The following is a 26,054-nucleotide window of genomic DNA, read 5'->3' as shown; positions in this document are numbered from 1 at the left end:
CCTAATTATTCGCTGAGCGTGATGAATTAGGTATAAAGAAGGTTACTCGGTGATATCAGCACCAAACCATTTCTTTGAAATCTCTGCAAGAGTACCGTCTTCACGCATTGCTGCAAGTGCTTGGTTTACTTCTGCTTGCAGTTTTTTACCATTTGCGTTGTCTACAAATGGCCAAGCGTTTTGAATGGTTTCGAACGGTTGGCCAGCAAGTTGTAGTGGTAAACCTGTTTTCTTGATCAGCTCTAGTGCTGATAGGCGGTCCATAACAAATGCATCTGCACGACCTAGGGCTACATCATGTTCAATACCGGTATCGTAGGTTTTGATGTTGATTTTGTTGCCTTTATCGTAGTTACGTAGCAGTTGCTCAAAGTTAGAACCTAGGTTTACCGCAACTGTTTTACCTTCAAGGTCTTCGATACCTTGAATCTCATCGTTACCTTTACGAACAGTAATTTGTGCGCCGTCGACAACATACGGGTCTGCAAATAGGTATTTCGCTTTACGCTCTTCCGTCATTGTAATTTGGTTTGAAATTGTATCGATACGCCCCGTCTCTAATAGACCAAATAGGCCAGAGAAGTTAGCGGTTACGTATTCAACTTGGTAGTCATTGCGGCGACCAATTTCGTCCCACAAATCGACTTCAAAGCCTTGCAGTTGGTCTTGCTTCACAAAAGTGAATGGGAAATAACGCCCAGACATGCCGACTTTTACTTCTGTTAAGTTCGCTTCTGCGGCCGCTTGTACAGTGGCTGCTGATAGTGCAATAGCGGCTACCGCTGCTTTGATCCAGTTTTTCATATTACAACTCCATATATCTGTAGGAGGAGATACTACTGAGTAATGACTAAATAGATAAATAACAAAGTGCCATATCCTAGAGCCTTATGTAATAAGTTGAACTGACTCGCAAAAAACTGTTCGAATAATCACCTATTATGACGATCCAAAACGTGTGGATAACGGCTGACTTAATTGTAGATGATCAACATTCGTGCACAAACTTATCACCAATAGGACGATCTCCCTGATTTTGTGAGTAAAGAGTCATTTTGTGGATCAAAATGGGGGTATGTTTGGGGTTGTCTGTGTGGATCCGAGTAAAACTTGGAAAAAAGTGTGAATAACTTAGATCTTATTCACTGGATCGTCGATCATTTGCTGGCGATCTTGGTTATCAACAGGTAAAATTGTCGGTCTTTCCTAATAATAATGAATCGAGTGGGGTCACTGTGTCATCTTCGCTTTGGTTGCAATGTTTGCAACAGCTCCAAGAAGAGTTACCAGCTACTGAATTTAGCATGTGGGTACGTCCATTACAGGCGGAACTCAATGACAATACACTGACTCTATTTGCACCCAATCGCTTCGTGCTTGATTGGGTTCGTGATAAGTACCTCAACAACATTAATCGTCTGCTGCAGGAGTACTGCGGCAACGATATCCCAAGTTTGCGTTTTGAAGTCGGTAGCCGTCCGGTCGCTGCGCCAAAGCCAGCACCAACGCGTACACCTGCTGATGTGGCCGCTGAATCATCAGCGCCTGCACAGCTGCAAGCTCGTAAGCCAGTTCACAAAACTTGGGATGATGATGCTCAGGCCATTGCTGACATCAACCACAGATCAAACGTAAACCCGAAGCACAAGTTCAATAACTTCGTTGAAGGTAAGTCAAACCAGTTGGGTTTGGCGGCGGCGCGTCAGGTGTCGGATAATCCTGGTTCAGCGTATAACCCACTATTCTTATACGGTGGTACTGGTTTAGGTAAGACTCACTTGCTGCATGCGGTGGGTAATGCGATTGTCGACAACAAGCCGAACGCGAAAGTGGTGTACATGCACTCGGAGCGTTTTGTACAAGATATGGTTAAAGCGCTGCAAAACAACGCGATTGAAGAGTTCAAACGTTACTATCGCAGTGTTGACGCACTTCTTATCGATGACATTCAATTCTTCGCCAACAAAGAGCGTTCTCAGGAAGAGTTCTTCCATACCTTTAATGCGCTACTTGAAGGCAATCAACAGATCATTCTAACGTCTGACCGTTATCCAAAAGAGATCAGCGGTGTAGAAGATCGTCTCAAATCTCGTTTTGGCTGGGGTCTAACTGTGGCGATAGAGCCACCAGAGCTTGAAACCCGCGTTGCGATCTTGATGAAAAAAGCCGAAGACCACCAGATTCACTTGGCCGATGAAGTCGCGTTCTTCATTGCTAAGCGTCTTCGCTCGAATGTTCGTGAGTTGGAGGGGGCGCTTAACCGTGTTATTGCCAATGCTAACTTTACTGGTCGCCCAATCACCATTGATTTTGTGCGTGAAGCACTGCGCGATCTGCTTGCGCTGCAAGAGAAGCTGGTCACCATCGACAATATTCAAAAGACGGTCGCGGAATACTACAAGATTAAAGTAGCAGACCTACTTTCAAAGCGTCGTTCTCGTTCGGTAGCGCGTCCAAGACAGCTTGCGATGGCGCTTGCTAAAGAGCTGACCAACCATAGCTTGCCAGAGATTGGTGATGCATTTGGTGGTCGCGACCACACCACGGTACTGCATGCTTGTCGTAAGATTGAGCAGCTCCGTGAAGAAAGTCACGACATCAAGGAAGATTACTCAAACTTGATCCGTACTCTGTCTTCTTAATTCAAATTCTTTGTAATACAAAGTATTCTTGTCGCTAATACAGTATTCTTATAGCCAATTAACAGTGTTCAACAACCTTGCTTGGACACTGACCTAACTAACACTTAGATCTAGATAAATAGAGCTGGATAAAGAGCTAGATATGAAATTTACGATTGAACGTAGCCATTTGTTAAAACCACTGCAGCAAGTGTCCGGCGCATTAGGTGGCCGACCAACGTTACCTATTCTTGGTAACCTGCTACTAAAAGTGGAAGACAATGTACTTTCAATGACGGCGACCGACTTGGAAGTTGAGCTGATCAGCCGTGTGACCTTAGAAGATGACTTTGAAGCGGGTAGCATCACGGTTCCTTCAAGAAAATTCCTAGATATTTGTCGTGGCCTGCCAGACAGTTCGGTTATCACTGTGGTACTGGAAGGCGATCGCGTTCAAGTTCGCTCTGGTCGCAGCCGCTTCTCATTGGCGACTTTGCCAGCTAACGACTTCCCAAATATCGAAGATTGGCAAAGCGAAGTAGAAGTGTCGCTCACCCAAGCTGAACTTCGTGGCCTAATCGAGAAGACTCAATTCTCGATGGCAAACCAAGACGTACGTTACTATCTCAATGGTATGTTGTTTGAGCTTGATGGCACGACGCTGCGCAGCGTTGCAACCGACGGCCACCGTATGGCGGTATCGCAAACGGCTCTCACTGCAGATTTTGCTCAGCAGCAGATCATCGTACCGCGTAAAGGCGTTCAAGAATTAGTAAAACTGCTGGATGCGCCAGAGCAGCCAGTGGTGCTGCAAATTGGTAGCTCAAACGTGCGCGCGGAAGTGAACAACTTCGTGTTTACGTCTAAGCTGGTGGATGGTCGTTTCCCAGACTACCGCCGTGTAATGCCGCAAACTACAACCAAAACGCTAGAAGCGGGTTGTGATGAACTGCGCCAAGCCTTTTCACGCGCGGCTATCCTATCGAATGAAAAATTCCGCGGTGTGCGTGTGAATCTTGCTGACAACGAGATGCGAATCACGGCGAACAACCCAGAGCAAGAAGAAGCGGAAGAGATGCTTGATGTGAGCTTTGAAGGCGACAGCATCGAAATCGGCTTCAATGTTAGCTATGTGCTGGATGTGCTAAATACTCTACGTTGTGAGAAAGTGCGAATCTCTATGTCGGATGCTAATGCCAGTGCGATGATTGAAAACGCAGACGACGACAGTGCAATGTACGTGGTAATGCCAATCCGCTTGTAGTAGTTGATTGACGCATTTCATGATCGAACATCCATGCCTTTAACCCGTTTAATCGTCCAACAGTTTAGAAACATCAAAGCCTGTGATATTGAACTATCCACAGGCTTTAACTTTCTTATTGGGCCGAATGGAAGCGGCAAAACCAGTGTGCTGGAAGCCATCTACCTACTTGGACATGGCCGCTCATTTAAAAGCTCTTTAACCGGAAGAATCATCCAAAACGAGTGTGATGAACTGTTTGTTCACGGTCGTTTTTTGAACTCGGATCAATTTGAGCTACCAATTGGCATTAATAAGCAGCGTGATGGGACAACAGAGGTTAAAATAGGCGGTCAATCTGGACAAAAGCTCGCGCAGCTTGCACAGGTACTGCCGTTGCAGTTAATCCACCCTGAAGGGTTTGATTTGCTCACTGACGGCCCTAAATTTCGTCGAGCATTTATTGATTGGGGTGTGTTTCATACCGAGTCTGCATTCTTTGATGCTTGGGGGCGATTTAAACGGCTTAACAAGCAGCGTAATGCGCTATTAAAAACTGCGCGAAGCTATCGAGAACTCAGTTATTGGGATCAAGAGATGGCTCGTCTGGCTGAAAGCATCAGTCAGTGGCGATCAGATTACATTGAGCAGATGAAAGTTGTCGCAGAGCAGATATGCCGCGAATTTTTGCCAGAATTTGATATCCAATTGAAGTATTATCGTGGGTGGGATAAAGACACGCCGTATCAGGAGATTCTCGAAAAGAACTTCGAGCGTGATCAGTCACTCGGGTATACCTTTAGCGGCCCTAACAAAGCCGATTTAAGAATTAAATTGAACGGAACACCGGTTGAGGATGTTCTGTCACGGGGCCAACTGAAATTAATGGTATGTGCGCTGCGCGTGGCGCAGGGTCAGCACTTAACTCAGGTGACCAAGAAGCAATGCATCTATTTGATTGATGACTTTGCATCAGAATTAGATAGTCAACGTCGTAGCCGCTTAGCGGAGTGTTTAAAAGCGACGGGGGCTCAAGTTTTTGTAAGCTCTATCACGGAAAGCCAAATCGCCGACATGCGCGATGACAATGGCCAAGTGTTCCATGTGGAACACGGCAAGATAGAGCAAGGATAAATAGTGAGAGAGTAACTCATGTCTGAAAATTACGATTCATCGAGTATTAAGGTACTGAAGGGTCTGGATGCGGTACGTAAGCGTCCAGGTATGTACATCGGCGACACAGATGATGGCACCGGTCTGCACCACATGGTTTTTGAGGTGGTGGATAACTCAATTGATGAAGCGTTGGCAGGTCACTGTAAAGACATCATCGTGACCATTCATGAGGACAACTCAGTATCGGTACGCGACGATGGCCGTGGTATCCCAACCGAAATGCACCCAGAAGAGAATGTATCGGCTGCAGAAGTTATCATGACGGTACTTCACGCCGGTGGTAAGTTCGACGATAACTCGTACAAAGTATCGGGCGGTCTGCACGGTGTAGGTGTATCGGTAGTAAACGCACTGTCTAAGCAAGTGACGCTAACTATCCACCGTGGTGGTCAAATCCATACGCAAACTTACCATCACGGTGAGCCTCAAGCGCCACTGTCTGTGATTGGTGAAACTGATAAAACGGGTACAGAGATTCGTTTCTGGCCAAGTGAAGAGACATTCTCTAATACAGAATTCCACTACGACATCCTAGCTAAGCGTCTACGTGAACTGTCTTTCCTAAACTCAGGTGTATCGATCAAACTGCGTGATGAGCGTGAAGAAGACAAGCAAGATCACTTCATGTACGAAGGTGGTATCCAAGCGTTCGTTGATCACTTGAACACCAACAAGACGCCAATCATTGAGAAAGTTTTCCACTTCAATTCTGAGCGTGAAGACGGCATCGCAGTTGAAGTGGCGATGCAATGGAACGATGGTTACCAAGAGAACATCTTCTGTTTCACCAACAATATTCCTCAGCGCGATGGTGGTACACACCTTGCGGGCTTCCGTGCCGCACTAACTCGTACCTTGAACTCGTTCATGGACAAAGAAGGCTTCTCGAAGAAAGCGAAAAACTGCCACATCTGGTGATGACGCTCGTGAAGGTCTAACTGCAGTTATCTCGGTTAAGGTTCCAGATCCTAAGTTCTCAAGCCAGACCAAAGACAAACTGGTTTCTTCTGAAGTGAAGTCTGCGGTTGAGTCAGCAATGGGCGAAAAACTATCTGAGTTCCTGATTGAAAACCCAGGTGAAGCCAAGCTTGTTTGTACTAAGATTATCGATGCAGCGCGCGCTCGTGATGCAGCGCGTAAAGCACGTGAAATGACTCGTCGTAAAGGCGCGTTAGACTTAGCAGGCCTACCAGGTAAACTGGCGGACTGTCAGGAAAAAGACCCAGCGCTTTCTGAACTTTACATAGTGGAGGGTGACTCGGCAGGCGGCTCCGCAAAACAAGGCCGTAACCGTAAGAACCAAGCGATTCTTCCTCTGAAAGGTAAAATCTTAAACGTTGAGAAAGCCCGCTTCGACAAGATGCTTTCTTCTCAAGAGGTGGCAACGTTAATTACCGCACTTGGTTGTGGTATTGGTCGCGACGAGTACAACCCAGATAAACTGCGTTACCACAACATCATCATCATGACCGATGCCGATGTCGATGGTTCTCACATCCGTACTCTGCTACTGACTTTCTTCTACCGTCAAATGCCAGAGCTGATTGAACGTGGTTACATCTACATTGCTCAGCCACCGCTATACAAAGTGAAGAAGGGCAAACAAGAGCAGTACATCAAAGATGAAGATGCAATGAACCAATACCAAGTTTCTTTGGCATTGGATAACGCAGCGCTGCACGTTAACCCAGAAGCGCCAGCATTAGCGGGTGAAGCGCTAGAGAAGCTTGTACAACAGTACAATGCTGGCATCAAGCTGGTGGATCGCATGAGCCGTCGTTACCCACATGCGCTTGTGCATGAGTTCATCTACACGCCACGCCTAACGGCTGAGCAGTGTCACGATGCAGCCGCTGTTGAGGCTTGGGGCAAACAGCTTGTTGAGCAGCTGAACGCGAAAGAAGTCGGCGCAAGCCAGTACAGTCTTGAAGTTGAGCAACACGCAGAGCTAGGTCTAAGCCTACCTAAAGTGATTGTTCGTACTCATGGTGTGACGCACGAGCATGTACTGAGCATCGACTTAATCAACTCGAAAGAGTACGGCAAGCTGGCTGACCTATCTGAAGCACTAGATGGCTTAATTGAAGAGGGTGCTTACATTAAACGTGGTGAGCGTACTCAACCTGTCGCGAACTTCGTAGAAGCGCTTGAGTGGCTAATCAAAGAATCACGTCGTGGTCTAAGCCTGCAGCGATACAAAGGTCTAGGTGAGATGAACCCAGATCAGCTTTGGGAAACCACGATGGACCCAGAGACTCGACGTATGATGCAAGTAACGATTGAAGATGCTGTTGGTGCAGACCAGCTGTTTACGACACTAATGGGTGACCAAGTAGAACCGCGTCGTAACTTCATTGAAGAGAATGCACTCAAAGTAGCAAACCTAGACGTTTAGTATCTTTGATACTTTGCTCTTTGGCTTAATTTCTGTGTCAGAGGTGCTCACATACATTCGTATGCTCCGCGCCTCTTCCTTGAACTAAAGCCAAATAGCTTCGTCTCAAAACACTAAAATTTTTATAGAGCACTGTCCTTTGGATGGTGCTTTTTTGTTTTTAAGTGACTGAAAAATAGGTGGTTTAAAAATATTTAAAAATAATCCCTTGAAAAGATTATGGCCTATCCCTATATCTATTTGTGAAGAGGGTGACTGACTTGCTCAAACGAGAAGTAACGGCTTTCTGCAATTGCTGACTGACCATCGCTCAAGAGAGGATGACTTAGCAGCACACAATATGACCTAGTGACTGACTAAATAGCAGGAACTAGGATTTTGATTCGATTCTTCACATGTCCCAGAGCAAATTTTACTTAGAGTAAATAATGCCCGAGGAATGATGATGGAATCACTCAGACTGATGTGGCCTGTTGCCCGCAGCTGAGGCTATTGCTTAATTAAGAGGATAGTATTATGCGCAATGTAGATTTCACTCCCCTATACCGTAACGCCATTGGTTTTGATCGTCTTTTCAATCTAATGGAAGCGAACAACGCGAAAAACTCTTCAGGTGGATACCCTCCATACAACATCGAGCAAAAAGATGAGAACAACTACCGTATTACGATGGCAGTTGCTGGTTTTGCTGAAGAGAATCTCGACATTACTCAGAAAGAGAACATGCTGATTGTTCGTGGTGAACGTAAACCTGAAGAAGGTAAGAACTACGTTTACCAAGGCATTGCTGAGCGCGACTTTGAGCGTAAGTTCCAGCTGGCTGATTACGTAAAAGTGATTGGCGCAACGATGGAAAATGGTTTACTTCACGTTGAACTAGAACGCGAAATTCCAGAAGCGATGCAACCACGTAAGATTGCGATTAACGGCAACAACTTGATTGATAGCGAATAAGCATCGAATTCAAGTAGATAAATAGATTATGAAAAACGCCACTAAGTTAGTGGCGTTTTTGCATTTCGGTAGGGTGAATTAAGCTGACTGGTAGGCTTTTTCTATCTCTTCAGCAATGATTTCAATGCCTTTGGACATCATTTCATCGTTTTGTACGTAGTTCATACGCACACATTGATGTGCATGCTCCCAATCTTCACTCTGACCGATGAAAAAGTATTCACCAGGTACAATAAGTACTCCGCGAGCTTTCAATCGGCGATAAAGCTCCATGGTGGTAATTGGCAGTTCATCAAACCAGAGCCATAAAAAAATAGCGCCTTCTGGCTTATGAATGCGAAAACGCGGATCTGGGATTGCCTGTTTCAGCAGCTCAACTGCGCGCTGGGATTTTTGGTGATAGAAAGGCTTGATGACATTGCTGCTCAGATCGAGCAAGTCATCTTTCTCAATCATATGATTAGCTAAAGTTGGGCCAAAGCTGCCCGGCGCTAAACTGATGATGCCGTTCATGTTCGCTAAAGCTTGAGTGATCTCCTCGCTGGCAATCACAATCCCACAGCGTAGTCCCGGTAAACCGAGTTTAGAAAGGCTCATGCATAGAATGGTATTTTCATTCCAAAACGGTTTCACATCTTCAAAGATGATATTTGGGAATGGTAGGCCATAGGCGTTATCGATGATCAGCGGGATATTATTCTCACGCGCCAGCTTATCTAACTTTTGAACTTCTTCATCGGTTAGGACGTTACCGGTTGGGTTGGTTGGGCGTGAGGCACAAATCGCGGCAACCGAGTCGTCGACTTTCAGCTGTTCAAAGTCGACGTGGTATTTGAACTGGCCGTTTTCGAGCAGCTCAATTTCAGGGCGATAAGAGACAAAGATATCTTCATCGATTCCTGCATCGCCGTAACCAATATATTCAGGGGCGAGTGGCAGAAGAATTTTCTTATGCGAGCCGTCAGTTTGGGTGCCCGCTAATAGGTTAAATAGATAGAAGAAGCCACTTTGGCTACCGTTGGTTAAGCTAATGTTCTTCTCAGTGATATCCCAACCATAGGTTTGCTTGAACAGCTTAACGAGGTTTTTAACAAACACATCTTTGCCTTGCGGGCCATCGTAATTGGCCATCGAGGCCACCAGTTCACCACTGGCGAGGAGCTCTTCACTGGCTTGGTGAAAGTACTCGAGCATGGCTGGGATGGCGGCAGGGTTACCACCTCCGAGCATGATGGCACCAGGAGTGCGAAGTCCATCATTTAAATCATCCATTAACTGGGTGATGCCTGAGTACTGATTAAATTTTTCACCAAACTTAGAAAATTGCATTACGAGTGTTACCTAATTCATTGCGATTGCTTTTTTATTTTAGCCCTTGCCAGCCCGAGGCTGGTGGATAAGTAATCCTTGAACATACCTCAAGCACAATACGAGTCAAAGCACATTTTTGGTTAAACATAAAAACAAAGCCCAACTCGGATGAGTTGGGCTTTGATAATCGCTATTACTTGTTAAGTAAGGTGGCTTAACAAGTCAATGGACAGACTATTTCTGCAGCACAGAGATATCCGCAACTTGCAGGAATAGATTACGTAGGTTGTTCAGTAGCGTTAGACGGTTCTTCTTCAGAGCTTCGTCATCAGCCATAACCATTACGTTATCGAAGAATGCATCAACAGGCTCACGTAGGTCAGCAAGCTTGCTTAGGGCCTCTTGGTAGTTACCTGTCGCAAATGCTGGCTCTAGTGCTTCAGTCATCACTTCAACGCTTTCTGCTAGTGCTTTCTCTGCGTCTTCTTGAAGAAGAGCAAGGTCGATGTCTGCTGCTAGCTCGCCATCAAATTTCGCTAGGATGTTACCTACACGTTTGTTCGCTGCGGCTAGTGCTTCTGCTGCTTCTAGCTCACGGAAGTGAGAAACCGCTTTAACACGTTGGTCAAAGTCTGCTGGTTTAGTCGGACGACGCGCTAGAACTGCTTGGATGATGTCTACGCTGAAGCCTGCATCTTGGTACCATGCACGGAAACGACCTAGCATGAACTCGATAACGTCATCAGCAACGTTAGCGTTAGTCAGTTTGTCGCCGAACAGAGATTGAGCCTTGGCGATTAGGTCTGTTAGATCTAGGTTGTAGCCGTTTTCAACGATGATGCGCAATACACCTAGTGACGCACGACGAAGTGCAAACGGATCTGACCCCTTAGGTGCTTGGCCAATACCGAAGATACCAACAATAGTATCTAGCTTGTCCGCCATTGCTACCGCAGATGAGATACCAGTGCTTGGTAGATCGTCACCCGCGAAACGAGGCATGTACTGCTCGTAAAGCGCCAGTGCTACTTGCTCATCTTCACCATCGTGAGTGGCGTAGTGCATGCCCATCACACCTTGAGTATCGGTAAACTCGAATACCATTGATGTCATTAGGTCACACTTGGCTAGAAGACCAGCACGCTTCGACTTTTCAACGTCAGCGTCGATTTGCTCAGCAATGTAGCCAGCAAGTTCAGTGATGCGATCTGTCTTGTCTTTGATAGTACCAAGTTGCTTTTGGAAGATAGCTTGCTCTAGTTCAGGTAGACGGTCGATTAGAGGACGCTTACGGTCGGTGTTAAAGAAGAACTCGGCATCGGCTAGACGTGGGCGTACAACCTTCTCGTTACCTTCGATTACGTGGCGAGGCTCTTTCGATTCGATGTTCGATACGAAGATAAAGTTAGGAAGTAGCTTCTTGTTTTCGTCATACACTGGGAAGTACTTTTGGTCACCCTTCATGGTGTAAACCAAGGCTTCAGAAGGAACCTTCAGGAACTCTTCTTCAAACTTCGCAGTCAGTACAACCGGCCATTCAACCAGGGACGTAACTTCTTCAACTAGGTCATCTTCTAGATCAGCCACACCGCCAACCGCTGCAGCTGCTTTTTGCGAATCTGCTAGGATGATCGCCTTACGCGCTTCGTAATCTGCCATCACTTTACCGCGCTCTTCTAGGATCGCTGGGTATTGCTCTGCAGAATCGATAGTGAACTCTTGCTCACCCATGAAGCGGTGACCACGGATAGTGCGGTCAGAGGCTACGCCTAGGATCTCACCTTCAATTAGGTCGGAACCCATTAGCATAGTTAGCGTCTTAACAGGACGGATAAACTGAGTTGTCTTGTTACCCCAACGCATTGGCTTAGCGATTGGTAGGTTACCTAGTGCTTTTGCTGCTAGGTCAACAACGATTTCAGACGTTGCTTGGCCTTTAACTTCTTGTTTGAAGAGAAGCCATTCGCCTTTATCTGTCACTAGACGGTCAGCTTGCTCAACGGTAATACCGTTACCACGAGCCCAGCCTTGAGCCGCTTTGGTTGCGTTGCCTTCAGCATCGAATGCCACAGAAACTGCTGGACCACGCTTTTCAACGATTTTGTCTTCTTGGCCTTCAGCCAGTGCTGCTACTTTAAGAGCAAGACGACGAGGAGCAGCGTACCATTTCACACCTTCGTGCGTTAGGCTCGCGCCTTTTAGTTCTGCTTCGAAGTTTGCCGCGAAAGCTTCTGCTAGAGTACGAAGCTGCGTTGGTGGTAGCTCTTCAGTACCCAGTTCAATTAGAAACTCTTTTGCCATGATTACTTCTCCTCGTCCTTTTTTAGCACTTCTTTTTTGAGCATAGGGAAGCCAAGAGCCTCACGTGATGCGTAGTATGCTTCTGCAACGGCTTTAGTCAGGTTGCGGATACGAAGGATGTAACGTTGGCGCTCTGTAACAGAGATAGCTTTACGTGCATCAAGGATGTTGAATGCATGTGCCGCTTTTAGAATGCGCTCGTAAGCTGGCAGAGGAAGAGGTTTGTCTAGCTCTAGTAGCTCTTTGGTTTCTTTCTCACACTGGTCAAAGTATGTGAATAGGAAATCGACGTCAGCGTGCTCGAAGTTGTAAGTTGATTGCTCAACCTCGTTTTGGTGGAAGATATCACCGTAAGTCACTTTGCTGCCGTCTGGTGCGATGTTCCATACAAGGTCGTAAACAGAGTCTACTTCTTGGATGTACATAGCTAGACGCTCGATACCGTAAGTGATCTCACCAGTAACAGGTTTACACTCAAGGCCACCAACTTGCTGGAAGTAAGTAAACTGAGTTACTTCCATGCCGTTTAGCCATACTTCCCAACCAAGACCCCATGCACCTAGAGTTGGGTTTTCCCAGTTGTCTTCTACGAAACGAATGTCGTGTACTAGCGGGTCGATACCAAGAACTTCAAGCGAGCCTAGGTACAACTCCTGAATGTTATCTGGAGATGGTTTTAAAGCTACTTGGAACTGATAGTAGTGCTGCAGACGGTTCGGGTTTTCACCGTAACGACCATCGGTCGGACGACGTGAAGGTTGAACGTATGCCGTAGACATTGGCTCTGGGCCAAGTGCACGTAGACATGTCATTGGGTGAGAGGTGCCAGCACCTACTTCCATATCTAGTGGTTGAACAATGGTACAACCGTTTTGTGCCCAGTAATCCTGCAGCGCGAGGATCATTCCCTGGAAGGTTTTGATATCGTATTTTTGCATAGTCAGGTTCGCGCGATTCTTCTAATGATTTAATAAAAAATAACGATCAAGTATACCCAGATATTGGTCATGCGAGTAGAGGTAATCTTGCCTATTTACTCACCAAAAATGTCGTTTAATGGAAAAATAGTGGCTTTGACTCGAAATTTTTCCGAAAAGGAATTTATTTACACGATTGTCACTTGAGTTGAAGGCGAGAGGTGGCTAGAATTCACGCGTCTTTGGGGAGTAGCTTACCTAATCATCAACACTGGGATGTTAGGTTCGTCTGTCAACATAATTGATGCAAAATCATCATGGCATTCGAGACGACAATCGACCACAACAACACATAAGTCGATATCGTTTAGCAAGACCTTAGACAAACATCGTGAACCGGGGTGGGGCGCGAGGTTTGTCTACGGTTAAATATAATAATCCCGCCCCAAACGAGCATGTCGTGAGCGTTTTAGCTATATCAATTTCAACTGTCGCCTTAGCCGAAATAGGCGATAAGACCCAACTTTTATCCCTGCTTTTAGCTAGTCGATACCGTAAACCGATTCCCATCATTGCGGCGATATTTCTAGCCACAATAGCCAATCATGCCTTAGCTGCCTGGCTTGGTGTGGTGGTCGCGGATCATTTATCTCAAGAAGTGCTGAAATGGGTGCTGGTGGTCAGCTTTATTGCCATGGCCGCTTGGGTTCTAATTCCCGATAAACTAGATGACGATGAAGGGATCTCCAATCGCGGCCCATTTATCGCCAGCTTCATCGCCTTTTTTGTTGCTGAGATTGGCGACAAAACTCAAATCGCCACCTCAATTCTTGGTGCGCAGTTTGCGGATGCGCTGTTTATGGTCATCTTAGGCACCACCATTGGCATGTTACTGGCCAACGTTCCTGTGGTGATTATTGGTAAGTTATCGGCGGATAAATTGCCGCTAGGTTTGATTCGTAAGATCACCGCATTGCTGTTTATAGGTTTAGCGGTGGCAGCGGCAATCGTATAAATCTTGTCGCGAAAATGAGTCGAAAAAACAAAACTGAGTGGATAAATGCGCCAGATCAAACTCTGAATCTAAAAGTCGATGATGTGTGATAACTGACATAGTAGTGTCACAATTGTCATGCTACTTTAATCTTGTATTCAGTGGCGAGAGGGCGCAATTATGCTTACACGTTACATGGGAATGACCCCACAAAGTCAAAGCTACTTATTCACCTTTGGTTTGGTACTGACCTTACTGGGTATGGTGCTTACTGACATGTGGTTACCAATGGTGGTTGGCGCAATCATTATGACTGGGCTTATGGTCGAATCTTGGATTCGAGTGGCTCATATTATTCCTATGCACCAAGAGATGCGTAACATGCAAAAGCAACTCGACAAGCTACAATCGCAGGTTTATCAGCAGTCGCAAGATTGATCTCGACGCAGTATAGAACTAACGCAGTATAGAACTAACGCAGTATAGAACTAACGCAGTATTGAATTAAAAAAGGCAGCACCCTGTTGGAGTGCTGCCTTTTTGTTTGGATTTTTAAATCGCTCTGAATCCCGCATTTGAAGTCACTAGGGTCTTCAAGTCACTATGGTATAGAGACTTTACGGGTATAGAGACTTTACGCCACGCCTTTTTTAATTAGGTATTGATAAGGCAGCTCATCACTTTGCGCCGCAACCAATTCGTGGTCCATAAAACGGCAAAAGCTTGGAATGTCGCGAGTGGTTGATGGGTCATCTGCCGTTACGAGCAGTATTTCACCATCTTGCATCTTTCTAATTGTCTTCCTGACCATCATTACAGGCTCTGGACAGCGAAGTCCTTGGGCATCCAGCGTGTGTTGAGCAAGTTCAGTATTAATCGTCATGGTCTATTCATATCTAGCTTTGGAGAGGCTGATGATACTGTTGAAGAAAAAATATTCAATAAGCACTTGGCAAACGGATCAATTTGTTTTAATTTAGTTAACAAGTTGGTAACAATTAAAAGCGAACACAAATGCAAGGAGCGAGATTTGAGCACAATCGATAGACTGACCATCTATTACGTTCTTTGTTTTATTTCGATTTGTGCATTGTTTTTGAGAGGACCAGCGGAACCATCACTATCGCCACTTATGGGCATAAGTGCGACGATTATTGGGATTTGGCTTGAGACGCATCGCGGGCACGATGCTTCTGAAGAGCAAAACAATTGATGTTTCCACTCTGAGTAACACCTATCAGACATGGGCTTAGTACCGCACATACTGAGCTAACAACCTATACATTCCGACACTATCCCCAGTTTTCTTGGGCTTCCCCGCTGAAAGGCGGGATTTTTTTTGCCTGTCGATTACACTATAGCGATAAGTGTATGAGGTTTGTATGGAATTAGAAGAAGTCTACCGTCGAGATTTAAACTTACTGGTGGCGCTGCGAGTCTTGATAGAAGAGAGCAGCGTGAGCAAAGCTGCGACGCGTCTTAACCTGAGTCAATCTGCTATGAGCCGCGTGTTAGGGCGTCTGCGAGATCTGCTCGGCGACCCTTTGTTTACTCGGCAAGGGCAGCATCTCATCCCGACAGAAAAAGCACTGGAAATCGATCGAAGCTTAGGGGAGCCGCTGGAATCGCTGCGTCAGTTACTGTCACCGGTTGAGTTTGAGCCTAAACAGTGCGACCAGACGTTCACCATTGCCACTACCGATTATGCAATGCAAACCATTCTGCCATTTGCTTTGCCGCGTATATACCAAGAAGCCCCCAAGTCTCGTTTGAATTCTTACCTCTGCAGCACGATAGATTGGCTGATCAGCTTACCTATGAGAGTGCTGACTTAGCCATTTGTCGCCCTACGGGACCAGTTGAGCCACTGCGTAGTGACGTACTGGGTAAGGTAGGTGTGTTGTGTCTGTTATCTAAACAGCATCCACTAGCCAATAAAGAGATGAGTTTGGAAGATTACTCTCGCTATCCGCATGCCATGATAGCGATCAGTGATGGTGTCAAAGCCTTGCTCGAACAGGCTTTAGTCGGTTCACCGAAGCGTAAAATGGTGCTGCGTGCTTATCATCTGGAAGCTGCTCTAGCGATTGTTGATACCATGCCGATTATCATCACCGTGCCTGCGGATTTAGCGTATCTAGTGGCTGAGCGTTACGATTTGGCGGTCAAACCATTGCCGTTTAAGTTCACTCCATTCGACTATTCAATGATTTGGCATCCAAGGTGCGAGCATTCACCGGCGCAAGAGTGGCTAAGAGCCATTGTGAAGGAAGAGTGTGGCCGCTTAATATCAAAGCGCATTGAAGATATGGGGTTAAGCGAATAATGCTTTCGTTAAATGGTCAGGACGGAAGTTTGAACACAAAAAAGCCAGCACAATATAGTGAACCGCTCCCGAAGGGCGAGTTTGCCTAGCCCGCATACTTTGTTAACGATTCTCAATTTAGAACCACTAGATTGTCGAATCGTTGCCGCGTTTGCAAACTAGGCAATGCTCGCTGAACCAGCATCTTGAGGTTACTTGGGTATAAGGGCTGGCTTTTATCATTCATTTTAGCTTTAAAGCTTAATCACTACACGGCCTGTCACTTGACCATTGGTGATGTCTTCTGCGTATTGAGGTGCTTGCTCTAGAGCAACTTCAGTACACGCTTGCTCAAAGTAGCTCTCTGGTAGTAGCTCAACCAGTTTTTCCCAAGCCGCGATACGTTTTTCAGTTGGGCACATTACCGAATCCACACCTTGTAGGCGTACATTGCGCAGAATGAATGGCATTACTGTAGTTGGCAGGTCAAATCCACCCGCAAGACCACAAGCTGCCACAACGCTGTTGTAATCCATTTGCGCTAGCACTTTAGCCAGAACTTTGCTGCCTACCGTATCGACAGCACCTGCCCATACTTGCTTCTCAAGTGGACGTGCAGGCTCTTCGAATTCAGTACGGTCGATAATGCGGCTTGCACCTAGCTTTTCAAGTAGTGGGCCGTTTTGCTCTACACGGCCAGTAACCGCTGCAACCTTGTAACCTAACTGAGCAAGAAGCGTCACGGCTACAGAGCCAACACCGCCACTCGCACCTGTCACAAGCACTTCACCGTCTTCAGGTTTTACGTCGCCATCAAGTAGGGCTTGTACACATAGCATTGCAGTGAAACCAGCGGTGCCAACCATCATGGCCTTTTTGCTGTCTAGGCCTTTTGGTAGTGGTACTAACCAATCTGCTTTAAGACGAGCGCGTTGCGCCATGCCACCCCAGTGGTTCTCACCTACGCCCCAACCTGTTAGGACAACGGCGTCACCAGCTTGGTAGCGTTTGTCTTCAGAGCTGATCACCTTACCCGCCATGTCGATGCCCGGCACCATTGGGAAGTTACGGATGATCTTGCCTTTACCGGTAATCGCCAGGCCATCTTTGTAGTTAAGAGATGAGTAATCGACTTCAACGAGAACGTCGCCTTCAGGCAGTGAGATTCATCGATCTGTTCGATGTTAGCAATGGTACGTTTTTCTTCTTGATTTAGAACTAATGCATTAAACATGTTTATCTCCAACAGGATAGCCAGATTGATTGGCTGTAAATGTGTCAGCAAGGAAAGTGATCATAGTGTAGTTCGTATATCACTATGATTAAAATGAAACTTTAGCATTATATTTATGCGTTTAGTGCATTTAATCTAAAACTGGAAAAGACAGCAGATAAAGAAAAGCCAATCGCAAGGATTGGCTTTTAAAAGTTTCACTAATCTTATGTCAGTTAAGAGCTCATTCAGCTAAGAACTAGGACAGGAAGAACTGATACGACGGGTTGTCGGTTTCGTCTTTGCACTGATAACCCAGCTCACGAAGGTGAGATGAGAACTGAGCCAAATCTGCTTCATCCAGTTCGAAACCACATAAAACTCGGCCGTAATCGGCACCATGGTTACGGTAGTTGAACAGACTGATGTTCCAATGTGTACCCAGTGTGCTTAAGAATTTCAGTAGCGCACCAGGATATTCAGGGAACTCAAAGCTGTACAAACGCTCTTTGAGTGGCTTGGATGGCTTACCACCAATCATGTAGCGCACGTGCAGTTTCGCCATTTCGTCGTCTGACAAATCAACCACTGGGTAGCCACCATCACGCAAATCCTGAATGATGTTCTCCAGCTCTTCTTGGCCGCCTTGCAGGCGAACACCAACAAAGATATTGGCCAAACTGTCATCGTTGTAACGATAGTTAAACTCAGTCACCGCTCGACCGCCAATGATATTACAGAACTCAAAGAAGGCACCCTGGCGCTCTGGAATGGTCACTGCAAGTAAGCCTTCACGCTTCTCACCGAGCTCACAACGTTCTGAAACATAGCGTAAGCCGTGGAAGTTGGTGTTAGCGCCAGACAGTATTGTCCCTAACTGTTTACCTTGTAGCTGGTTTTGCTCAGCAAACTTCTTAAGGCCTGCTAATGCCACCGCACCTGAAGGCTCGGCGATTGCTCGGGTATCTTCGAAGATGTCTTTAACTGCAGCGCAGATTTCATCGCTCGATACGGCAATGTGGCCATCAATGTACTTCTGACATAGGCGGAAAGTCTCTTCACCAATGCGCTTCACTGCGACGCCATCGGCAAACATGCTGACTTGGTCCAATACCACAGGCTCGCCTGCGTCTAAGGCTGCTTTCAAACAAGAAGAGTCTTCTGGTTCAACGGCAATTACCTTGATTTCTGGCATCAGTTGCTTAACTAATACCGCGATACCTGCAGCTATACCACCACCGCCGACAGGAACGAAGATATAGTCTAGATGGCCGTTTTGCTGCAGCATCTCCATACCGATCGTACCTTGACCTGCGATCACTAATGGATGATCGAAAGGGGGAACAAATGTATAGCTATGAGCATCAGACAGACGCACGGCTTCTGCTTTGGCTTCGTCAAAGTTGCTACCGTGCAGAACCACATCACCACCAAAGTCACGAACGGCCTCGACTTTAATGTCTGGCGTAGTTTTTGGCATTACGATAGTGGTTTTAATGCCTAACTTTGTGCCAGAAAGCGCCATACCTTGCGCATGGTTACCCGCTGAAGCCGTAATGACACCGGCGGCTTTTTGCTCTTCCGAGAGGTTTGCCACCATGTTGTAAGCACCGCGAAGTTTGAATGAGTGGACCGGTTGACGGTCCTCTCGTTTAATCTGAACTTCATTGCCTGTGCGCTGTGACAAACGTGGCATGGATTGCAACGGAGTGACGGTCGCCACTTCGTACACTGGCGCTCTTAAGATCTGGCGCAGGTAGTCTGCACCAGATTGTCCGCTATCCTTAGCAGTAACAGGCTCACTCATGGGTTAACCCTCAAGCTTAGATTTGTCGCGAACTGCGCCTTTGTCAGCACTGGTTGCCATGCTTGCGTATGCTTTTAGTGCAAATGACACTTCACGAACACGGTCAACTGGCTTCCAACCAATCTTATCTTGCTCAGCGCGGCGAGCGGCTAGCTCTTCGTCTGAAACTTCAAGCGAGATTGAACGGTTTGGAATGTCGATAGCGATGATATCGCCTTGTTTAACTAGGCCAATTGCACCGCCATTTGCCGCTTCTGGTGAAGCGTGACCGATAGATAGACCTGATGTACCACCAGAGAATCGACCATCAGTGAGAAGTGCACACTCTTTACCTAGGCCCATAGACTTAAGGTAAGTGGTTGGGTAAAGCATCTCTTGCATGCCCGGACCACCTTTTGGACCTTCGTAACGGATAACAACCACATCACCTGCTTTCACTTTGCCACCCAAGATGCCTTCAACCGCATCTTCTTGGCTTTCAAATACCACAGCAGGGCCGGTGAACTTGTGGATGCTCTCATCAACACCCGCAGTCTTAACGATACAACCGTCTAGCGCGATGTTACCTGAAAGAACGGCTAGGCCGCCTTCTTGGCTGAATGCGTTTTCTTTAGTTCGGATACAGCCATCAACACGGTCATCGTCAAGGCGATCCCAACGACAATCTTGCGAGAAGGCTTGTGTGGTACGAATACCCGCAGGGCCTGCGCGGAAGAACTTTAATACGTCAGCGTCTTCAGTTTGCATGATGTCGTACTGAGCCAGCTGTTCTTTCATGCTCAAACCCAACACAGTGCGGGCTTCGCTATGCAGAAGACCTGCGCGATCCAGTTCACCAAGGATAGCCATTACACCACCAGCGCGGTGAACGTCTTCCATGTGGTACTTCTGAGTCGAAGGCGCCACTTTACATAGGTGAGGTACTTGACGAGATAGGCGGTCGATATCTTCCATGTCGAAGTCTACTTCACCTTCTTGAGCTGCCGCCAATAGGTGAAGAATCGTGTTGGTTGAGCCACCCATGGCGATATCTAGCGCCATGGCGTTTTCAAACGCATCAAAGGTTGCAATGTTGCGTGGCAGTGCGGATTCGTCATCTTGCTCGTAGTAACGGCGTGTCAGTTCAACGATGCGTCGGCCAGCATTTAGGAATAGCTGCTCACGGTCTGCGTGCGTTGCTAGCATAGAGCCGTTACCTGGCTGAGATAGACCAAGTGCTTCGGTTAGGCAGTTCATTGAGTTTGCGGTGAACATTCCAGAACATGAACCACAAGTTGGACATGCAGAGCGCTCGATTTGCTCACTTTGCTCGTCAGAGACTTTCGGGTCAGCACCTTGGATCATTGCATCCACCAAGTCTAACTTGATGATTTGATCAGAAAGCTTGGTTTTACCTGCTTCCATTGGGCCACCAGAGACAAAGATCACTGGGATGTTTAGGCGCATTGACGCCATTAGCATTCCCGGAGTGATTTTGTCACAGTTCGAGATACATACCATGGCGTCAGCACAGTGCGCGTTTACCATGTACTCTACGGAATCTGCGATAAGCTCACGCGATGGAAGAGAGTACAGCATGCCGCCGTGACCCATTGCGATACCATCATCAACCGCGATGGTGTTGAATTCTTTAGCAATACCGCCGGCTTTTTCAATTTCACGAGCGACGAGTTGGCCCATGTCTTTCAGGTGAACGTGACCTGGAACGAACTGAGTAAATGAGTTAACTACGGCGATGATTGGCTTGCCGAAGTCTTCGTCTTTAACACCCGTTGCACGCCAAAGCGCGCGAGCACCGGCCATATTACGGCCATGAGTTGTGGTTGCTGATCTATATTTAGGCATTGTGTTACTTCCTTATTTTGCCGGTGCGATTATTTGTTTGCGTCTTGTGGGTATACGTAGTCTAGCCAGCCCCACTTATCTTCTGTGGTGCCATTGAATAGGCCAAAGTACGCTGCTTGCAGCTCTTTCGTGATTGGGCCGCGTTTGCCTGTACCCACTTCGATCTTATCGATAGTTGCAACAGGAACGACTTCTGCTGCTGTACCGGTCATGAATACTTCATCTGCTAGGTATAGGGCTTCGCGAGCAATGTTTGCTTCACGCACCTCAAAGCCACGGTCGCGAGCCAGAGTCATAATGGTATCGCGAGTGATGCCCGGAAGGATTGCACTGGTTGCTGGTGGTGTGGTGATCACGCCATCTTTCACGACAAAGATGTTCTCACCTGCACCTTCAGACAGGTAACCATCAACGCTTAGAGCGATACCTTCATCGTAACCGTGACGACGCGCTTCACCACCAACAAGTAGAGAAGACAGGTAGTTACCACCGGCTTTTGCTGCCGTTGGAATCGTATTTGGTGCTGCGCGGTTCCAGCTTGAAATCATTGCATCAACGCCATTTTCTAGCGCTTCTTCACCTAGGTATGAGCCCATGGGAATGCAGCAATGATAAGCTCCATCTCAGTACCTTCTGGTGGGCACACGCCCAAACCTACGTTGCCAACAAAGCCAAGTGGACGAATGTAAGCAGAATCAAGCTTGTTTTGACGCAGCGTTTCGCGTGTTGCTTCCATGATCTCTTCCTCAGTGTAAGGGATAGGGAAGCGGTAGATTTTTGCAGAATCCTTAAGGCGCTTAGCATGCTCAGGATGACGGAAGACAACGGGGCCATTTGGAGTGTTGTAACAACGAACGCCTTCAAATACCGACGTACCGTAGTGCATAGCGTGAGTTAGCACGTGTACGTTGCTTCTGCCCACGGTACCATCTCACCATTAAACCAAATGTAGTCTGCTGTTTTTGTAGCCATTATTGTCTTCCTTTATACGTTAGCGTTGTGCTGGAGGTTGTTATTAGGGAGTTCGTTTTTATCAATTTTTGTTACTTCAACACTAATGACATCCCACAACTTTTCAATTTGGTTAGTGAGAAATGAGATAGGGCGATCACTATCGACAATAATTTCCACACTGGCGATTTTGCTTTCGTGATTTTGCGTACCGGCAACCTGTTTAACCACAAAACCACGGTGACGAACCACACGAAGAACACGCTCCAACAGAACCGGTTTGTCGTCTGCTTTTATATCAAGAAAATATCTTTCCATTAGGTGTTCTCCAACATATCACTGTTTGATGCGCCTGGCGGTACGAGTGGCCAAACGTTCTCTTCTTCATCGATAGCCACTTCTAAGACATAAGCGGTTTTGCTCTCTAGCATCTCTTTTAATGCTGGCTCGACTTCTTCCTTCTTAGTAATGGTTTTACCCGGAATATCGAACGCTTTAGCGAGCATGATGAAATCTGGGTTATCGTCCAAAATCGTTTCACTGTGGCGACCATCAAAGAACAGCGATTGCCATTGGCGAACCATGCCTAAACGTTGGTTGTTCAGTAGAACCACTTTCACCGGGATCTGGCGACGTTTCAGCGTGCCCAGCTCTTGAATGTTCATCATGAACGAACCGTCACCCGTAATTAGGATAGATTGATCATCTGGACGTGCTACCGATGCGCCCATCGCAGCTGGCAAGCCGAAGCCCATGGTGCCGAGACCCGCTGAAGTGATGAAGTTTTGTGGATTGCGCGGTTGAATGTGCTGAGCTGCCACATCTGGTGCTGACCAACATCGGTTGAGATCATTGAGCTATCAGGCATCATTTCCGAGAGCTGCTTCAACAGGAGCGGAGCAAAGATAAGCTCACCTGGGTGGTCATAACGCCACTTGAATGCTTTGCGCAAGCTTTCTGAGTGGTGTGCCCACGGGCTGATGTCGTGTTCGCACTTAAGCTGAGGAAGAATTTCACGAATATCACCACGCAGTGCAGAGTGTGCGTGACGCAGCTTGTTGAACTCGGCTGCATCGATGTCGATATGGATAACTTTTGCGTTTGGTGCAAATGTATCGAGTTTTCCGGTTACTCGGTCATCAAAACGTGCGCCAACTACGATAAGTAGGTCAGACTCTTGAACCACTAGGTTGGCCGCTTTTGTGCCGTGCATTCCTAACATGCCAAGGTAGTGAGGATCGTGACGCTCAATCGTACCTAAACCTTTAAGGGTACTTACGGATGGCATCGGGTTATCAGCCAAGAACTGACGAACCGAGTCGGTTGCTTTAGCGAGCTGAACACCACCACCCACGTAAAGAACTGGGCGCTTTGATTCACGCAGTAGTGCATTGGCTAGGCGGAATGCTTCTGGTGTTGGAACTGGGAATGGAACGTGTTCGAAGTCTGGCAGGATTTCCGTTGGTGCTTGGGCTAGCTGAACGTCTTTAGCGATGTCGACAATCACAGGGCCAGGGCGACCGGCTTTGGCAACTTCAAACGCTTCGGCCAAAGTTGGCGCTAGATCATGGATGTCAGTCACCAAGTAGCTGTGCTTGGTACACGATAGAGACATACCGATAACATCCATCTCTTGGAAAGCATCGGTACCGATATGAGAGCTTGCTACCTGACCTGTGATGGCAACAAGAGGGATGGAGTCCATAAATGCATCAGCAAGGCCTGTGACAAGGTTGGTTGCACCCGGGCCAGAAGTGGCCATACAAACCGCAACATCTTGAGTTGCACGTGCCATACCAATGGCGGCCATCGCCGCGCCTTGTTCATGTCGGCACAGTATGTGTTCAACACCACCATCATATAGCGCATCATAAATCGGCATGATTGCGCCACCTGGGTAACCAAAGATGGTCTCAATTCCTTGCTGCTTCAATGCGGCTACGACTAGCTCTGCACCTGTCATCGTATGCCTCCTTGACTACGAGTACCCTCGTAGGTTTTTCCTTTAACATTGCACATCGTGTGCACTCCCATTTCTTCCTGTCATAACTAAAGCAGTGGCTTTGAACGGTTCGCTCTGCTTTAGGATGAGCTTCAATTTTCAAGTCTAATAATTGTAAAAAAACCCCCGGACTTTTCAGTGCGGGGGTTTTGTGAATCTTGTGGTTATTTTCCGCCCACTCTCCCCCGCGCGGTGTCAATAATGACCACGATAATCAGGGCTAGCAGTAGATTTAGGTGAGCGTTGAAGTTCATCGTTTTCTTCGTTATCTGTTTACGTAATATCTTACGAAATTGTTTGCGTCTCTAGTGGTAACACACCTTTCCGTTAAATGACAAGCAAAAACTCATTCTTTTTTCACATTCCCTCAGCATTTGAATAGGCAATATAACAATCTTCGTTAGCGTAATTGGGTGATAAAAATGAAGATATCCGATTTTTATACGCTAGCTTAATCAATCAGTAGGGAAAAAGATGGGATTAGCAATCGTTCATAGCCGAGCGTGTGTTGGCGTTGAAGCGCCAGCGGTAACCGTGGAAGTACACATTAGTAATGGAATGCCTGGGTTTACTTTAGTTGGTCTTCCAGAGACAACGGTGAAGGAGTCTCGCGATCGAGTGCGCAGTGCGATTATCAATTCTAAGTTCGAGTTTCCCGCGAAACGGATTACCGTTAACCTTGCTCCTGCTGATTTACCCAAAGAGGGAGGCCGATTTGATTTACCTATCGCTTTGGGCATTTTGGCCGCCTCTGATCAAATTCCAACAGATAAACTTCCGTTACGGGAATATGTGGGTGAGCTTGCGCTTTCGGGGGGTTAAGGCCTGTGAAAGGTATACTGCCCGCCGCGTTAGCCGCGAAGAAAGCCGGACACAGCCTCATTGTGCCCCAATACAACGGCAGCCAAGCGGCATTGGTGGACCAAGATGCTCATCGATCGGCGCAAACACTGTTAGAAGTATGCGCTGAGCTTTGTGGTCAGCAAAACCTGAGTCTGTTTCAATCACCACCCTCCGCTGATGGCGCTAGCCTGAAGCGGGATTTACAAGACATTATTGGCCAGCAGCAAGGCAAGCGTGCTTTAGAAATTGCGGCAGCTGGTGGTCATAACCTATTGTTTTTGGGCCCACCGGGAACGGGCAAAACCATGCTGGCTTCTCGGCTGTGTGATTTGTTGCCGGAAATGACCGACGATGAAGCAATGGAAACAGCCTCTGTCGCATCACTAACTCAGCAAGAGATCAATCAACATAACTGGAAGCTGCGTCCTTTTCGGTCTCCTCATCACTCTAGTTCTATGGCCGCTTTGGTAGGAGGCGGCAGTATTCCAAGGCCTGGGGAGATCTCGTTAGCTCATAATGGTTTGCTGTTCCTCGATGAAATGCCCGAGTTTGAGCGTAAGGTGCTCGACTCCTTGCGTGAGCCACTCGAATCAGGGGAAATCATTATCTCACGTGCTCAAGGTAAAACCCGTTTTCCGGCTCAGTTTCAATTAGTAGGGGCGTTAAACCCAAGCCCAACCGGATTTTATGAAGGTGAGCAAGCAAGAGCCAACCCTCAAACTATATTGCGTTATTTGGGGCGATTGTCTGGGCCGCTTTTGGACCGATTCGATATGTCACTCGAGATACCTTTGCTACCGAAAGGGACGTTGGCAGAAGGAGGGGACAGAGGAGAGCTACTCAAGTGGTAAAAGATAGAGTGATTGTTGCTAGGCAGACGATGTTAGATCGCGGTGGGTTAATTAATGCCCGTTTGGGAAGTCGAGAGGTGGAAACCTACTGCCCACTAAAGAAGGCTGACGCTCAGTTTCTCGAAAACGCGCTTCATCAGCTTGGGTTGTCGATTCGTGCGTATCATCGCATTATCAAGGTGGCTCGGACTATTGCTGACTTGGCAGGAAGTCCGGATATAGAAAAGCCTCATCTTGCAGAGGCTTTAGGGTATCGAGCGATGGACCGTTTAATGAAACAGCTCACCGCTCAATCGGTCAGTAGTTTTTAAAATCGCACTTGGGT

Annotated in this window: 15 protein-coding genes and 6 pseudogenes; 10 read left to right on the top strand and 11 right to left on the bottom strand. The window is 47.0% G+C overall.

Going from position 1 to position 26,054, the window contains the following annotated elements; translation table 11 throughout:
* Positions 1–42: 42 nt before the first annotated feature.
* Positions 43–804 carry an amino acid ABC transporter substrate-binding protein gene (locus tag UA76_RS18950; RefSeq protein WP_047049428.1) on the bottom strand — a complete coding sequence of 254 codons (762 nt, stop codon included), beginning with the start codon at positions 802–804 and terminating at the stop codon, positions 43–45.
* A gap of 431 nt (positions 805–1,235) precedes the next feature.
* Here UA76_RS18950 and dnaA point away from each other — a divergent pair, with 431 nt between their 5' ends.
* From dnaA to UA76_RS18925, 5 genes and pseudogenes are all read left to right on the top strand, one after another.
* A complete protein-coding gene (dnaA, locus tag UA76_RS18945) occupies positions 1,236–2,642 on the top strand; it encodes a chromosomal replication initiator protein DnaA (protein ID WP_047049426.1) in 1,407 nt (468 codons plus the stop codon).
* Between the two features lie 142 nt (positions 2,643–2,784).
* Positions 2,785–3,885: a DNA polymerase III subunit beta gene (dnaN, locus tag UA76_RS18940; RefSeq protein ID WP_047049424.1), complete on the top strand. Its 1,101-nt coding sequence runs from the start codon at positions 2,785–2,787 to the stop codon at positions 3,883–3,885.
* Positions 3,886–3,918: 33 nt separating this feature from the next.
* Positions 3,919–4,998 (top strand): DNA replication/repair protein RecF, encoded by a 1,080-nt coding sequence (gene recF, locus UA76_RS18935; protein ID WP_047049422.1) that lies wholly within the window; start codon positions 3,919–3,921, stop codon positions 4,996–4,998.
* An 18-nt stretch (positions 4,999–5,016) separates the two neighbouring features.
* Positions 5,017–7,435 (top strand): annotated as a pseudogene (gyrB, locus tag UA76_RS18930) (DNA topoisomerase (ATP-hydrolyzing) subunit B).
* 516 nt (positions 7,436–7,951) lie between these two features.
* Complete coding sequence (locus UA76_RS18925) at positions 7,952–8,389, top strand: Hsp20 family protein (protein ID WP_047049421.1); 438 nt, start codon at positions 7,952–7,954, stop codon at positions 8,387–8,389.
* Between the two features lie 78 nt (positions 8,390–8,467).
* Here UA76_RS18925 and UA76_RS18920 read toward each other — a convergent pair whose 3' ends face one another.
* The 3 genes from UA76_RS18920 to glyQ form a co-directional block, all read right to left on the bottom strand.
* A complete protein-coding gene (locus UA76_RS18920; RefSeq protein ID WP_047049419.1) occupies positions 8,468–9,718 on the bottom strand; it encodes a valine--pyruvate transaminase in 1,251 nt (416 codons plus the stop codon).
* A 216-nt stretch (positions 9,719–9,934) separates the two neighbouring features.
* A complete protein-coding gene (gene glyS, locus UA76_RS18915; protein ID WP_047049417.1) occupies positions 9,935–12,001 on the bottom strand; it encodes a glycine--tRNA ligase subunit beta in 2,067 nt (688 codons plus the stop codon).
* Positions 12,002–12,003: 2 nt separating this feature from the next.
* Positions 12,004–12,939, bottom strand: coding sequence for a glycine--tRNA ligase subunit alpha (gene glyQ, locus UA76_RS18910; RefSeq protein WP_047049415.1), 936 nt, complete (start codon positions 12,937–12,939; stop codon positions 12,004–12,006).
* Between the two features lie 439 nt (positions 12,940–13,378).
* On the opposite strand from glyQ, the gene UA76_RS18905 reads away from it, so the two are divergent.
* Positions 13,379–13,933 (top strand): TMEM165/GDT1 family protein, encoded by a 555-nt coding sequence (locus UA76_RS18905; RefSeq protein WP_047049413.1) that lies wholly within the window; start codon positions 13,379–13,381, stop codon positions 13,931–13,933.
* 159 nt (positions 13,934–14,092) lie between these two features.
* On the top strand, positions 14,093–14,350 hold the full coding sequence (locus UA76_RS18900) for a hypothetical protein (RefSeq protein ID WP_047049411.1): 258 nt from the start codon (positions 14,093–14,095) through the stop codon (positions 14,348–14,350).
* 196 nt (positions 14,351–14,546) lie between these two features.
* Here the strand turns inward: UA76_RS18900 and tusA are convergent, their stop codons facing one another.
* Positions 14,547–14,795, bottom strand: coding sequence for a sulfurtransferase TusA (tusA, locus tag UA76_RS18895; RefSeq protein WP_047049410.1), 249 nt, complete (start codon positions 14,793–14,795; stop codon positions 14,547–14,549).
* Positions 14,796–14,942: 147 nt separating this feature from the next.
* Here tusA and UA76_RS24945 point away from each other — a divergent pair, with 147 nt between their 5' ends.
* Both UA76_RS24945 and UA76_RS18885 read left to right on the top strand, forming a co-directional pair.
* Positions 14,943–15,125 (top strand): hypothetical protein, encoded by a 183-nt coding sequence (locus tag UA76_RS24945; RefSeq protein ID WP_047049408.1) that lies wholly within the window; start codon positions 14,943–14,945, stop codon positions 15,123–15,125.
* Positions 15,126–15,294: 169 nt separating this feature from the next.
* Positions 15,295–16,238 (top strand): annotated as a pseudogene (locus tag UA76_RS18885) (LysR family transcriptional regulator).
* Positions 16,239–16,471: 233 nt separating this feature from the next.
* On the opposite strand, the pseudogene acuI reads toward UA76_RS18885, so the two are convergent.
* From acuI to ilvG, 6 genes and pseudogenes are all read right to left on the bottom strand, one after another.
* A pseudogene (gene acuI / locus UA76_RS18880) lies at positions 16,472–17,451 on the bottom strand (acrylyl-CoA reductase (NADPH)).
* 238 nt (positions 17,452–17,689) lie between these two features.
* Positions 17,690–19,237, bottom strand: a complete 1,548-nt coding sequence (gene ilvA, locus UA76_RS18875; RefSeq protein WP_047049406.1) for a threonine ammonia-lyase, biosynthetic — start codon at positions 19,235–19,237, stop codon at positions 17,690–17,692.
* 3 nt (positions 19,238–19,240) lie between these two features.
* Positions 19,241–21,082, bottom strand: coding sequence for a dihydroxy-acid dehydratase (gene ilvD / locus UA76_RS18870; RefSeq protein ID WP_047049405.1), 1,842 nt, complete (start codon positions 21,080–21,082; stop codon positions 19,241–19,243).
* A gap of 29 nt (positions 21,083–21,111) precedes the next feature.
* Positions 21,112–22,054 (bottom strand): annotated as a pseudogene (gene ilvE, locus UA76_RS18865) (branched-chain-amino-acid transaminase).
* Positions 22,055–22,066: 12 nt separating this feature from the next.
* A complete protein-coding gene (ilvM, locus tag UA76_RS18860; RefSeq protein ID WP_047049402.1) occupies positions 22,067–22,351 on the bottom strand; it encodes an acetolactate synthase 2 small subunit in 285 nt (94 codons plus the stop codon).
* Positions 22,351–23,996, bottom strand: a pseudogene (gene ilvG / locus UA76_RS18855) (acetolactate synthase 2 catalytic subunit). Before ilvG ends, ilvM begins: the two are co-directional and overlap by 1 nt.
* Positions 23,997–24,509: 513 nt before the next feature.
* Between ilvG and UA76_RS18850 the strand changes: the two are divergent.
* A pseudogene (locus tag UA76_RS18850) lies at positions 24,510–26,040 on the top strand (YifB family Mg chelatase-like AAA ATPase).
* Positions 26,041–26,054 lie beyond the last annotated feature (14 nt).

It is taken from the genome of Vibrio mexicanus (assembly GCF_001012815.1).
Lineage (GTDB): Bacteria > Pseudomonadota > Gammaproteobacteria > Enterobacterales > Vibrionaceae > Vibrio > Vibrio mexicanus.
This window is presented reverse-complemented; position numbering and strand designations above follow the sequence as displayed.